This is a genomic window from Liquorilactobacillus aquaticus DSM 21051, from assembly GCF_001436755.1.
GTDB lineage: Bacteria > Bacillota > Bacilli > Lactobacillales > Lactobacillaceae > Liquorilactobacillus > Liquorilactobacillus aquaticus.
In genome coordinates this window covers 1-13,005 of sequence record NZ_AYZD01000035.1, presented here as the reverse complement: position 1 = coordinate 13,005, position 13,005 = coordinate 1, and the positions used below count along the sequence as shown (strand labels likewise).

The following is a 13,005-nucleotide window of genomic DNA, read 5'->3' as shown; positions in this document are numbered from 1 at the left end:
CCCCTTACACTCTGTATTATATAGCATATCAGTTTTATTGCAAGCGATTACACTTATTGGATAAAATGCAATTACATAAACTAAAAAAGACGACCGACCTAGTCATCTTTTTCTTTTATAGAAGAATTAAAGTCAACTACCAAAGGTTAACAATCGGACCAATCATGTAAATTCCAAAAACCATAACGATAACACAGAACAACGTAACAACCCATTTGTACACGCCCTGCATCCGATATTTTGGGGGCAAAACTTTTGCCTCCAGCACCAGTAAAAAGCCAAGGACTATTGGCAATAGCAATGCATTCATGACCTCAACGGCTACTGCCATATTTACTAGCTCAAAATTGGCAAGAACCAAAACAGCACCAATAACATGCGCTAATGTATACATGATGTAAAAACCAGCCGTTTTACGATTTAGAGGTTCGTTCAAACTATGTTTCCAATTTAGAACTTCAGTAATACCCCAAGTTCCCGCCAAGGCCACGACTAATGCTGCTACCAGCGCCCCACCTAACATGCTGGCGCCAATTAAAATTTTAGCAGACATCGAACCAATATAGGGAGCTAATCCACTAGCTAGGTCGCCCACAGAATTCAATGATTCAGATGAAGAATTACTCCCGATTGTTGCCGCGAACACAATTACAAAAATAAGCATAATTCCTTGAGTGATCAGGGTTCCAACAAATGTATCCTGACGTTCCTTCGGAATTGAGTCTGCATTCAGTTTTTTATCGACTACAGCACCTTGCTGATAAAAAATCATCCATGGCATAACAACGGCCCCAACATTAGCTGCAACTAAGTAAAGATACGATGAATGTCTCCATGGAATTATCATTAGTCCTTGTGCCATCTGAGATAAACTAGGCCTAATCATAATAACAGCTATAATAAATGCTAATTCGGCTAGGCCAATCCCGATCCCAACCCGTTCAACACGGCGATAACTTCCACTGAAAGCAATGCCAACTAACAGAATTGTCGCAATTGGAACGGTAATCCACTTCGAAATTCCAAATAATTCTCCGACACCCGCAACTCCAATAAATTCAGTCAATAACGCTCCAATAGCCGACACTGCTAAGGTTCCAGCTGAAAGCCAAGCCCAACCAGTACCAAAGTTTTCCCGAATTAGCTCACCATGGCCTTTATGCGTAACGATCCCCAAGCGGACTGTCATCTCCTGCGCCATATACAAGATTGGAATTAATAACAGCTGAGGTAAAATCATCGTATAGCCCCATTGGGCCCCAGATTGAGCAGCTGTAATTAAACAACCAGCATCCGTATCAGCAAGCATGACAATTAAACCAGGCCCCCAAATCTTTAACCAATGATGATTTGCTGGTTTTCGTAATAGCCTTTTTCCCCTTAAAACATGTATTTTTCCAACATTAGGTTGCAAATAAACCACTCCATTCATGCTAACTATACTTCAAGTTAACAGATAGTTTTTAAATCATAAACACCATATATTGTACTCTTGCAAGTGCTAGCACACAATGTGTAGAATGGAATGAGCGGAAAATAAAATTGAAATAGTTATAGACTCATTGATGCACTAAACTAGATAAACCATCCTAATATTTTTATGTATTATTAGCATAGATTTCATCAAAGACAGTAACGTAACTTGAATTTTAATAGCTTTCTAAGCAGCCCTCTTTTTGAATGATCTGCCGCCTATATCTAGTTCGCGCTAAAAGTGATTCAGATCTTACTTCAAAAGGCCAACCAAGAATCAAAAGTATCGATCTTCACTCCGAACCATACCTAACATTTCGAATATCATCAATACGTACAAACTTATTGACATCAATGACAATTTCGTTAGCATTGTACCCATGAATCAGCGTAGTTATGTCTGGTAGATTTCTATGGTTGCGATCTAATTGATTTAACTGAATCGTTACTTCGCACTGCTTACTATAAGCAGTAGCAAGAATAGCTGTGATCACTTCAAGTGACTGCTGGGGTTTGTACTGAAGCTTTTGATTGAAAGCGTCAGCCTGTTTGTTTAAAGCCGCCGTGTGATCCGATAAATAAAATCCTTGCCATTTTACCATTCCGCGATCATGATAGTCATATTTGAAAAAGTCGTTGACTATTTTCATATCAAAATCATCATTACTCAAAAATATCTCGCCTCCACTGAATTGTTTTTTGCGTTTGAGGCCATTTCATACCGGTGAAGCCAACAAACCTGATCGTCAAGTTGGTCCTCTTTCTTAGACCCGTAATGATTTGCTCCAAATAATGAAGATCATAATTGTCAAGCTTGTGCAGAGGAACTGATTTTAAACGTTCTCCTTTGCGCTGACTATTGAAAAAGAAATTATAACAACTATCATAAGGATCATTAGCAACTTGGAACCAATACTGCGTACGACTGGTTCGTTTAAATAAGAGCTGCATCCGGCTATAGATAATTTCTAGGTCCTTATTCATAACTGTTTCCTCCGTTATGCCCTCCCACTAGTTTCGAACGTTCGATCGCGGTCCCGCCTCTAGTTAAACTAGTGGCATAGACTAACTTAGTGAATCCAAAACGTTTATGAATTTCATCAATTACATAATTTAATTCTTCTTTTCTCACTTGGCGAGCCGGATCCGCAAACAGGTCCAACTGCTGTCCTGCATTAGAAGTCAGCCCACTGCTATACACTGCAATGTTTCTGACGGCCTGCCCTTCCCAATTTTTTCTAAACAAAAACAGCAGCTGCTTAGTGATTTCGCGATTATCATTGGTAGAATCGATTTTTAGGGCATGGTGAAAGCCAGCGCGTCCGTCCTCCGCAGCATAGGAGAAACCGATGTCTAAGGAAAGACAATCAGTCAGCTTATTATGGTGTCGCAATCGAGCAGCGACTTGTTCACCGATTTCTTTGATCACCGTTTCGATTTCAGATTGTTTTAGATAATCACGCGGCAGTACTTGCGAATTACCAATGCTAGCCGATTTAGTCACATGTTTATACTTTAGGTTAGAGCGATCCACTCCCCAAGCAATTGCGAATAATTGCGCACCAATGACCCCCATTTCTTGTTTCAGTAAATAAGGATTAGTGTGAGCAAGCTCGTACATATTATGGATTCCCAGATGGTTAAGTCGTTTGGCTGTCCGTCTGCCGATCCCCCAAACATCCGTCAGTTTACTGATGGTCCAAATTTTTTTAGCGACAGTTTCATAATGAATTTCACCTATTAAGTCCTGTGTGTGTTTAGCATAGACATCCAGTGCAATTTTTGCTTGTACAGGATTATCACCAATTCCCACAGTCGTATACAACCCCAACTTTTCCCGCACTGTTTTTTGGATCAAACGTGCGACTTCTCGCGGTGAATTGCCGAACAACCGCCATGAGTGTGTCATATCAAGAATGCTTTCATCAATTGAATATGGCCAAACATCATTTTCAGAGGTGAACTGCGTGAAGATCTCGTTAATCTGAACATTACGCTGGATATAAAGATTCATTCGTGGAGGCACTACCTGTAAGCGCGGATCTCGCGGCAGATCTCTTTTGCGGGAAACGTTGGCCTTCAGATGAAATAGTCGTTTGGCTTCTGGAGATGTCGCCAGGATAAGTCCACCATTCGTATTCTCAGCCTCGCTCATTACCACTAATGGAACTTTAAGCGGATTATAGCCGCGCTGGACCGCCTCGCAGCTAGCATAAAAAGACTTGTTGTCGATTAAAAAGAAAACACCACGAGGTTCATCGTCTGTAAACATAAACACCACTTCCGCAAGTTTTGTCTATATATTAACACAAAATAGCGAACGTGTGTTCTTTTTTTTCGGAAAATTTACCATTATTGCTGGCATGACAGCACACAAAACTTAATTCTCTCCTGTCGAAAAAGAAACGAGCTACCGCTGATGTCGAGAAGATAGATCATCCTAAGTTGAAAAAATACGCAAAAAAAAAAGCGTATTTTTAGCTGTTTAGCTCGGGGTAGGTATGGACCTTTTTGATTTTTTAGACAACTTGATCAGTAAGATCGAGATTTTTTGATATCTCCACCGTACGCAATTGACCTGTCCGCCAGCTGCTTAAGAACGTCTACTCAGGACTAACTTGTACGTCATACTTATCAGCCAAAAAAATACAACCAGAGGTGCAGCCAGAAAAACTATATAATACAAAAAGAAGATCGCGGCTGTCGAACCTCCGACCGTTCCATGATAGAGGTAGGCTGGGATAAAGTTCGAAGTAGCAAATGATTCTCCATTAATCTTGAATGCCTTTTGAATATTGCTCATTTTTTCTTCTTTACTTCTCTTTGAACGATAGTCAGCCACGATCAAATAAGCAACTGGGAAAAAAACAAGGGCATTTAACATAAAGTACCCATTTATCAAATTCATCCCTGCGGGAACCGCCTGCCCTGCACCACGCTCGTTGATTATCAACAACGTGATACCTAGATTTAAACCAGAAAGCATATATCCACCAAATATTCTCCCCAAATATTTCATTGACTCTTCCCCCAAATCGCATAAATACTAAATTTATTCTTTAGGGTAGACCCCCGATTGTCAGGTGTCAAGCTACCATTAGTTTTTATACAAAATATTTTTATTTTATATTTTTAATATTAAAATTGTTGTTTACCGTTAAATTTGGGCAAAAAAAAACAGTCCAGCAAGATAAAGTTTAAGCTTTTCACACTTTCCTTTTTCTCTTCCGATCTAACTAACTTAATCTTTAACAACCTTAAATCTCTTCAAAATCATCATCAATTTTATTAATTATCTCGCTGGACTGCTGATAAATAAGGGATAGTCAAACTCTAACCTCTTTTCTAACCATCTCGCGACGGCTTCTTTTGCCCAACTACTATGCAAGCATAATGTTGTGGCTTTCGATTATAGCGTTTGCTATAACCCCTTACACTCTGTATTATATAGCATATCAGTTTTATTGCAAGCGATTACACTTAATTATTTCGATAACCCACAGTATTTTATTTATTCCTTTCTTTTTATCTGTTTAAGAGATACATTTATTTGCCGTGTTGTAAAAAAGAACTTAATTGTTACCACGATATAAGAAAAAACGTAAATAAAAGTAGTGTTAGCGACTATGTGCAAATAATTAAAATATAAGCCAAAGATAAGATTAAGTATGACTATAAAAACAAGAACACTTAGATAATGGATTACTAAAGAACTTAAAAAACTTAATGATTCTATTTCAAATATGACAGTCGTTACTCCAACAAAACTCGAGAGCGCAAAGACAAACACAACATCGTTTTCCGTGACTGTGTTAATTCTATGCAGGAGCAGCAAACTCATATAAACAAAAGAACCGATCCCTAAACCATTAAAAATACGTTTAAACCATTCCATAAGTTCACCCCATTAATAATTGTTTTGCTCTGTATGATTTAAATAAACTTCCCAGAAAAAGACCCACCGTTGCGCCAGAAATTATTGCATAAATCAAGTTGAAATTCAATATCCTCATAGATTCCGCATTAACGCTCATGTAAACATTTAAAATATATTTAAAACTAAAATTAATTAGTATGATAACCAGTGGCAGCCAACTCCCTTCCTGAAAAAGGATATTATTTTTAACATAATATTTTCGATTACGATAAAGTAAATAACCAAAGAACGCACCAACTAAAATCATTGGTACATACAAAATTAGCGTTAACAATGGATACTTGAAGCTTTCAAGAACACGGTCTAATCCCCAATAAATAAAAATAAACGGCATAATAACACTTCGTCCTAAAGAAACTGAGTTGTCCTGACTTAGCTTAATACCACGCTTTATTAAAACAAATAGGACGACCCATACCCAAAATGGCGTCCGTCCGATTATTTGAACTAATGTCTCTAAAATTATTGTCAATGTAATCACTCCTAATCAAGTTATGCCAATAGTTTAATGGTTTTCACAAGAATAGAAAGGTTTTGCTGCACATGCGGTAATTATAATGACAGATCAGGTCTTATCGCGCTATTTTTTTTAACGAATTCTTGATACTAGATACATAACGCCGGCTCACAATTAGTTTTTCAGTCGAGCTCAACTGAACTGTCAGATTGCCATTTAAATGGGGCTTAAATGCTGCGATCGCATAGACGTTAACCAGTGTATTTTTAGAAATCTGTATCAAGTATTCCGGACTTGAATTGATGAAGTTAACCAGTGATTGTCTTAACAAATAAGTTTTTTCTTTTGTGTACAAAAAAATTTGTCTCTCGATATATTCAACATAAAGGATCTCGCTAAATCTTATTTTTTCTTCACGATCGTTGCTCATTAGTTTAGCAAGTATAACATTAGTATTGTTTTGTAAAAGATTGATAGCATCATTTATGGGAGGAGTTAATTCATGGACGTGAAATAGCACCTCATCTTCTTGCAACGAGTTTTTTCCCAAACGATTGATTTTTATTTTGATATTATTTCCCCCTGCCTATAAAAATTTTTGCAATGTACCGCTGAAATAACTGCCACAAGATAAAATTCAAACCACAGCTGAATTTCTGCTCAAGTATTGGTAAAAGAAAACCAGACACTTAAGCTCAAATCGGTAAAATTTGAATACTATTGCGAATTTATGAACATAATGTGTTTCTTTGCTGCGAGTAATTCAAAGTAGCTGAAAATATTGACTTGCAGGAACACATTTATATGAAGTCAATAAAACTGCCAGCTGAGTTGAAAAGTTATATTTTGACCCAGCCGCTTTTAAACTTTGTATTATAAGTTAATGTGCTTTAATACTCAGACCTCTCTGACTCTTATTCGAGGCTTATCGGTTTATCAAAAGCACTTTTTTAAATAATTATTCCATACTTTACTCAACTCCACAATTAAATTTAAGCTTATTCATCACTGCAAATCATTCTTTTTCGTTGACAAATGTAAACATTACCTTTAAGCTGTGAATATAGACTACAGATGTAAACGAAAGGGATGAAGCTATTTGAAAAAAGGCGATGCAACTCTGATGTCACCCGCAGAATGGGAAATAATGCGCATCATTTGGACTAAAAAAGGATCCAGCAGTAAAGAAGTTATCAGTCTAATGCAACTGAAGCGAAATTGGTCGGAGTCGACAATCAAAACACTCCTAGGGCGTTTGGTTGAGAAAAAAATGCTGCAAACGAACAAGGAGGGCCGGCGCTTCTTCTACCAGCCAACTATAACTGAATCTGATGCAATGAATAAAGTTGTTTCTGAGTTATTCGATCACTTATGTAACATGAAAAAAGGCAGTGTTATCTTAAATCTCCTGTCTAGTCTGACTTTTAGCCGCGAAGATATCAAAAAAATGCAGTCTTTGCTGAGTGAAAAAATGGAGACCGCGCCTGCTTCAATCACCTGCGATTGCCTTCCCCACATGGAAAACTGTTCTATGCACGAAAAAAACTGCTAGTAAATTCAGCAACTAGAAAGAAGGATGTAAAACTATGGATAAAATATTAATTGCAGTCGCTGCGCTTCTCATCATTGGTTTTATTGTCTGGTGGTTCTTCGGAAAGCATGAAGATAAGGAAGTAACCGCTGAAAGAAAAGGAAGCAGCCAAAATGTAAATGTTGTGGTAAACGGCGGGTATAAACCTAGTACCGTTGTTTTAAAGAAAGGTGTTCCAGCACAGATCACTTTCAAACGTAAAGATCCATCGAGTTGTTTAGAACAAGTTGTCTTCCCAGACTTCGGGATCAGCGAATTTTTACCGCAAAATAAAGACCATGTAATCAGCATCGACACAACCAAAGCTGGTGAATTCAACTATGCTTGTGGGATGAATATGTTCCATGGGAAAGTAGTGATCAAATAATGAACATCAAAAACAGGTTTATTTTCTCCTTAATTGTCTCGTTACCGATGTTTGTCGGAATGATAATTATGCCTTTCGGTTACGAATTGTCTGGCGGTATGTGGACAATGTTTCTGCTTACAACCGCTGTAATGCTTATCTCTGGACGCCAGTTCTTGCAAAGTGCCTGGGCTTCCTTTCTTAATCACCATGCCAACATGGATACCTTAGTCGCAATTGGGACCTTCACAGCCTATTTTTACAGCATTTACGCCATGCTGACACATCAGCCTGTCTTCTATGAAAGTGCGGCTTTTGTCATCACGTTCGTCCTATTGGGACAAGTTTTTGAAGAGAAGATGAAGCATGCCGCTTCCGGTGCGGTTGAAAAACTGATGGACCTCCAAGCTAAAGATGCTGAAGTTCTCCGCGATGGCAAATTACTGAGAATTCCATTAACCGAAGTTAGAGTCGAAGACATCATCCGTGTTAAACCGGGGCAAAAAATTGCGGTTGACGGGATTATCACCGAAGGCAGCTCCACTATTGACGAATCAATGGTTACCGGTGAAAGCATCCCTGTTGCTAAAAAAACAGGTGATCCAGTTATTGGCTCAACGATCAATAATACAGGGACGTTTATGTTTAAAGCATCCAAGGTTGGAAATGATACTCTACTTGCGCAAATCGTTGAACTAGTCAAAAAAGCGCAGACTAGTCATGCTCCAATTCAAAAAACGGTTGATAAGATTGCCAATATTTTTGTTCCGCTTGTGATCATCATTGCCATTTTGACATTTGTGATCTGGTATGTTCTGCTGGGAGCGGCTCTTGTTGATGCAATGCTTTTTGCCGTTTCGGTAATCATCATTGCCTGTCCTTGTGCTCTAGGGATTGCCACTCCTACTGCCCTAATGGTCGGAACCGGCCGCAGTGCCAAAATGGGGATCTTAATCAAAAATGGGGAGATCCTTGAGGCTGCCAACAGTATCAAAACAGTTGTTTTCGATAAGACTGGCACGATCACAGTCGGTAAACCTAAAGTTACAGACATAATCGGTGACCAAAAGAAAGTTCTGGAGGTAGCTGTCAACCTTGAAGCAACTTCAGAACACCCTCTTGCAGCAGCCATCCTAAATAAAGCCAAAGAGTTAAATATCGTGCCGCACGAAGCGCAAAACTTCACTGCGATCGAAGGTAAAGGTATTCAGGCCCAGATCAATAACAAACAAGCTTTCATCGGCAATCAAAAATTGCTTGCTGAATACCAGCTTGATGAACAGACTAAAGCTAAAATGGTAGAGCTTCAAAATGAGGCCAAGACAGTTGTAATTGTTGGCTTTGATGATAAGATCATCGGACTGATTGCTGTTCAGGACACACCGAAAAGAAGCTCAGCAGCGGCAATCGCAGCCTTGAAGAAACGCGGGCTTCGAACCGTCATGCTGACCGGTGATAATAAGTATGTTGCGCAAGCGATCGCTGCTCAAGTCGGGATTGATGAAGTAATTGCAGATGTTCTCCCCAGCGATAAGGCCAACAAAGTCAAAAAACTGCAGCAACATGCCCCACTTGCTTTTGTAGGTGATGGGATCAATGACGCACCTGCGCTGACAACCGCTAACGTCGGCATCGCAATGGGTTCAGGAACTGATATTGCAATTGAATCAGGCGGGATCGTTCTGGTTAAAAACGATCTGCAGGATGTTGTGCACGCTTTGGAACTAAGCCAAAAAACATTTAATCGTATCAAGTTGAACCTATTTTGGGCCTTTATCTACAATACGCTGGGTATTCCTGTTGCAGCGGGTCTCTTTTCCGGTCTCGGGTTAATCCTAAGTCCTGAATTAGCTGGAGTCTTCATGGCTTTGAGTTCCATCTCAGTTGTCGCAAGTTCTCTGTTGCTTAATAGAGTCAAACTGACTCACACTGCACAAAGCACTTAATGGAGGTTTAAAAAATGAACAGTCAGAATTCAAAGAGAGCAACAATCATAATAATTGTTGCTGCCCTCATCTATGTTGCATTTTCCTTGCTTGCCGGAACATTTCTAATGAATCTTTTCCATTAGATTTGATCCGCAAACAACTCCTGTGTTTCTTTGCATTAGCAAAATATCATCAGCTAAGTCTGCTGCGCACAAGCTTTAAGTTTCATTTGTTCAGTGCTCAGCAGACTTATTTTTGTATCTAATTGTGGGGTAACGCACCATAATCAGTAATCTTCAAATGCTAACAGCCAACTCCATGCTTAGTTCAAAACTGACTATAGATATTTAGCAGCCAGATGAAAAAATTTTTTTTGAGTATATTAATACCAAAAGTCAATCGAGCTTTAATTTGACCAATTCTAGGGTATACTCTGACCGTACATATCCAAATTCAAAAAAAGCTTGTTTCAATGCTTAAAAGAAAGGAATTATTCATGATGGATTCAACCTACCTTAATGACATCTTTTCACAGTACATGCAAAAAGATGAACTTTTGTATCAAACATGGATCATACATAGCGAAGAACGTCTGAAAGCATTTAATGGTGTCCGAAAAGGAACTCAAAAAATCGTTTCAACAATCCAAAATGGAACATTTCCCCGCGATCTTCACGGATCAGCACTTGAAGTAGTTATGGATGTCATTGCTTCTCAACATGAAATCTTTAAGGGTGCCAAGCACGCGTTTATGTGGAAACCCAAGTTGAGAATACCAGATATTTATGAGAATCGAGAAAATCAATTGCTATTTGCTGAATGCTTAAACTCAGTCCTAAATACTAAAACTGAACTCAAAATGCTGCTGGCTGTCAATAAACTAGCCACTGCTAAAATTAAAGGTCTCGGTCCTGCGGTTGCTAATATCCTCTACTTCCTTGAACCGACTATTTTCTGCCCTTTCAACACCAAGATCGTTGAAGGTTACAATATGCTAACAAATTCAAATATTCGTCTTGGCCGCTGGGATCATTATTTCAAGCTGCGCGATGGTATCATTGAACTTAATCAAATGGGTGGACTATTTTCAAAGGATCTTGGGGCAGTCTCAGCGTTCCTTTTTGATGTTGGAAAGCTTAACTATGTCATTCCTGAAAATGCAGAAAAATATCAAGTGAGCACCAGTAAGACTCAAAATAAACTGCGCTCTGTTGAAAATAACAATCTTGCTAAGAATATCCATTACCAAATTCAATACATGCTTGCAGATATTGGAAACCATATTGGTTACAAAGCATGGATCGCATCTAATGATCACAATAGGCGCTTTGATGGCAAACGCTTGGGCGATTATTCTATCCCAGCCCTCCCACAGTCTATCCAACAACTAAGCGATCATCATCTAAAAGAAACAGTGTCTTTAATCGATGTCATCTGGTTTTCGAAAAGTGAAGAACCAGTTGCGGCTTTCGAAGTTGAAAAGTCAACTTCAATCATGTCAGGAATGAATCGAATGGACGATTTGTACCAGATAAATAAGCGTAATATCATGCTTTATATTGTTTCACCTGATACACGCGAAAAAGAGATCTTAGCACAATTCAATCGACCCCATTATATGCACAATCATGACTTGCATGACCATATGCGTTACCTTCTCTTCAATGATTTGACCACTAATTACATCTCCTTGAAAAGATTCGGCACTGATTTTTCTATCCTTGCACCTATTTCGCACTTTCCAAATGGGAAGTTAGTCAGATAGTCTATCTAAAAAGCATTGGTTGTAATTCCCATTTTGAGAATTTAGCCAATGCTTTTTAGATAGAATCAAAATCTCTGGTTTAATTAGATCTCACTCATTCATTAATACCAATATAGTTGATTCCTTTGGAAATATGTCCATTCATAGTTTTAAAGGTTGTCAAAGAGTAACTTTCTGTTTCAAAACCTGCTAATAGATTTTTTAAATGCTCCTCAGAGTGATGTCTGCAAACAGCGTCATCATCTGTCCTAAATATGCCATAAGGCAGAGCCTCATGCCGCTTTTTAAAATCTGCATAACGCTTTTTATTGCGCTCATCGTCATTCAGCAGAAAATCATTCACAATAAGTATCCCACCAGGCCGAAGAACACGCTTGATTTCTTTTATTAATACCTCTTGGTCACTATTTTTTTCGATACATGTCAATACTGCTAATAAGAAAATTGCATCCGCACTGTTATCCTTGAAATTAATTTTATTATTAGACATTACGCCTAAATTCAAAGTTGGGTCAACTTTTTTCCCGCGTTCAATCATAGTATCCGATAAATCTAAACCTGATAAATCAGTATAACCAAGTTTCTTCAGCTCACTTAAAGTCCGCCCATAGCCACAACCGATATCTAGTATGGAAAAATTTTTCTGCAAATATCTGCCGATTAAATCATAGTCAAATGTTGTCGTAAATTTCTTTGTAGGTGCCACTGAATCCCAATATGCTTTATTGCTCACATGAATCCCCCTTTAAAAAATGCTTTCTAGGCAGAATACCACAGTGCCGAAAAATTGTAAAAGAACCAGCAATTCAATGATGGAGAGTTGTCCTATAGATTGAAAAATTTGAATACTAACACGAAGTTATAAATAATTCTGATTTATGAAATAAGTGTATATGAAATCAATAAGGAAATTATATTTTTCCACTCGTTTTTCCAAAAAAATTGAGGCTGTGACATAAGTCTCCATAACAAAGGCCAGTCTGGAAAAATCTTTGGTTTCTTCCAGACTGGCCTTTGTTATAATAGAAAATAAAAAAAGAGTATCGGTCACACCCGATACTCTACGAAATTATCCCCGAAAGGACATTCCTAATATGCAAGACTATTATAACATAAATCAAACTACCTTGAGTATTGCTTTAGATTATCTGCCAGAAGAAAACCATCCAGCTCGTTACATCAATCAGTTGGTTGAAAGCTTAAAAATAAAATATGATTACCAGTTTGGCCGCCCACGGGAATACAATCTCGGTGCCATGTTAAAGCTGGTTCTTTTGGCGTACAGTTATGGTATTTTCAGCAGCCGAAAAATTGAACGCTTTGCCCGTGAAAACAAGCCAGCTAGTTGGTTGATCTCCGATCAAGTACCGTCTTACCGAACAATTTGTCGGTTTAGAATTTCTGAAGAACTGACTACTTTAACAGCTGATAGTTTATCACAACTGACCCAACATCTCCGTCAAAATGGCATGGTTGACGATGTATCTTTTATTGATGGGACAAAGATT

Annotated in this window: 14 protein-coding genes; 5 read left to right on the top strand and 9 right to left on the bottom strand. The window is 38.4% G+C overall.

Going from position 1 to position 13,005, the window contains the following annotated elements; all coding sequences use genetic code 11:
• Positions 1-136 precede the first annotated feature (136 nt).
• From FC19_RS11075 to FC19_RS11040, 8 genes are all read right to left on the bottom strand, one after another.
• Positions 137-1,432: an NRAMP family divalent metal transporter gene (locus FC19_RS11075; RefSeq protein WP_057876996.1), complete on the bottom strand. Its 1,296-nt coding sequence runs from the start codon at positions 1,430-1,432 to the stop codon at positions 137-139.
• 334 nt (positions 1,433-1,766) lie between these two features.
• Positions 1,767-2,144 (bottom strand): hypothetical protein, encoded by a 378-nt coding sequence (locus tag FC19_RS11070; protein ID WP_057876995.1) that lies wholly within the window; start codon positions 2,142-2,144, stop codon positions 1,767-1,769.
• Positions 2,137-2,457, bottom strand: a complete 321-nt coding sequence (locus tag FC19_RS11065) for a hypothetical protein (RefSeq protein ID WP_057876994.1) — start codon at positions 2,455-2,457, stop codon at positions 2,137-2,139. The genes FC19_RS11070 and FC19_RS11065 overlap by 8 nt, the downstream gene beginning before the upstream one ends.
• Positions 2,450-3,745, bottom strand: coding sequence for a Y-family DNA polymerase (locus FC19_RS11060; protein ID WP_057876993.1), 1,296 nt, complete (start codon positions 3,743-3,745; stop codon positions 2,450-2,452). The genes FC19_RS11065 and FC19_RS11060 overlap by 8 nt, the downstream gene beginning before the upstream one ends.
• Before the next feature lie 321 nt (positions 3,746-4,066).
• Entirely contained in the window at positions 4,067-4,492 is a 426-nt protein-coding gene (locus tag FC19_RS11055) for a hypothetical protein (protein ID WP_057876992.1), read from the bottom strand.
• A gap of 492 nt (positions 4,493-4,984) precedes the next feature.
• Entirely contained in the window at positions 4,985-5,368 is a 384-nt protein-coding gene (locus tag FC19_RS11050; RefSeq protein ID WP_057876991.1) for a DUF3021 family protein, read from the bottom strand.
• 4 nt (positions 5,369-5,372) lie between these two features.
• Positions 5,373-5,882, bottom strand: a complete 510-nt coding sequence (locus FC19_RS11045; protein ID WP_057876990.1) for a DUF6622 family protein — start codon at positions 5,880-5,882, stop codon at positions 5,373-5,375.
• 100 nt (positions 5,883-5,982) lie between these two features.
• Positions 5,983-6,402: a LytTR family DNA-binding domain-containing protein gene (locus tag FC19_RS11040; RefSeq protein ID WP_157061326.1), complete on the bottom strand. Its 420-nt coding sequence runs from the start codon at positions 6,400-6,402 to the stop codon at positions 5,983-5,985.
• A 564-nt stretch (positions 6,403-6,966) separates the two neighbouring features.
• Here FC19_RS11040 and FC19_RS11035 point away from each other — a divergent pair.
• The 4 genes from FC19_RS11035 to FC19_RS11020 all read left to right on the top strand — a co-directional run bounded on the left by FC19_RS11035 (position 6,967) and on the right by FC19_RS11020 (position 11,497).
• The gene (locus tag FC19_RS11035) at positions 6,967-7,419 is read left to right on the top strand and encodes a CopY/TcrY family copper transport repressor (protein ID WP_157061325.1); all 453 of its coding nucleotides are present in this window, start codon (positions 6,967-6,969) and stop codon (positions 7,417-7,419) included.
• A 34-nt stretch (positions 7,420-7,453) separates the two neighbouring features.
• On the top strand, positions 7,454-7,825 hold the full coding sequence (locus FC19_RS11030; protein WP_057876988.1) for a cupredoxin domain-containing protein: 372 nt from the start codon (positions 7,454-7,456) through the stop codon (positions 7,823-7,825).
• Positions 7,825-9,750, top strand: coding sequence for a copper-translocating P-type ATPase (locus tag FC19_RS11025; protein ID WP_057876987.1), 1,926 nt, complete (start codon positions 7,825-7,827; stop codon positions 9,748-9,750). Before FC19_RS11030 ends, FC19_RS11025 begins: the two co-directional genes overlap by 1 nt.
• 520 nt (positions 9,751-10,270) lie before the next feature.
• Positions 10,271-11,497 (top strand): hypothetical protein, encoded by a 1,227-nt coding sequence (locus tag FC19_RS11020; protein WP_057877024.1) that lies wholly within the window; start codon positions 10,271-10,273, stop codon positions 11,495-11,497.
• Positions 11,498-11,591: 94 nt separating this feature from the next.
• Here FC19_RS11020 and FC19_RS11015 read toward each other — a convergent pair whose 3' ends face one another.
• Positions 11,592-12,230 carry a class I SAM-dependent methyltransferase gene (locus FC19_RS11015; protein WP_057876986.1) on the bottom strand — a complete coding sequence of 213 codons (639 nt, stop codon included), beginning with the start codon at positions 12,228-12,230 and terminating at the stop codon, positions 11,592-11,594.
• A gap of 361 nt (positions 12,231-12,591) precedes the next feature.
• On the opposite strand from FC19_RS11015, the gene FC19_RS11010 reads away from it, so the two are divergent.
• Positions 12,592-13,005 (top strand): transposase (locus tag FC19_RS11010; protein WP_162261201.1); only part of this gene is annotated, 414 nt, incomplete at its 3' end.

Coding starts and splice junctions, on each gene's coding strand:
- FC19_RS11075 (WP_057876996.1), bottom strand. CDS start 1,432: ATGAATGGAGTGGTTTATTTGCAACCTAATGTTGGAAAAATACATGTT.
- FC19_RS11065 (WP_057876994.1), bottom strand. CDS start 2,457: ATGAATAAGGACCTAGAAATTATCTATAGCCGGATGCAGCTCTTATTT.
- FC19_RS11060 (WP_057876993.1), bottom strand. CDS start 3,745: ATGTTTACAGACGATGAACCTCGTGGTGTTTTCTTTTTAATCGACAAC.
- FC19_RS11055 (WP_057876992.1), bottom strand. CDS start 4,492: ATGAAATATTTGGGGAGAATATTTGGTGGATATATGCTTTCTGGTTTA.
- FC19_RS11050 (WP_057876991.1), bottom strand. CDS start 5,368: ATGGAATGGTTTAAACGTATTTTTAATGGTTTAGGGATCGGTTCTTTT.
- FC19_RS11030 (WP_057876988.1), top strand. CDS start 7,454: ATGGATAAAATATTAATTGCAGTCGCTGCGCTTCTCATCATTGGTTTT.
- FC19_RS11025 (WP_057876987.1), top strand. CDS start 7,825: ATGAACATCAAAAACAGGTTTATTTTCTCCTTAATTGTCTCGTTACCG.
- FC19_RS11020 (WP_057877024.1), top strand. CDS start 10,271: ATGCAAAAAGATGAACTTTTGTATCAAACATGGATCATACATAGCGAA.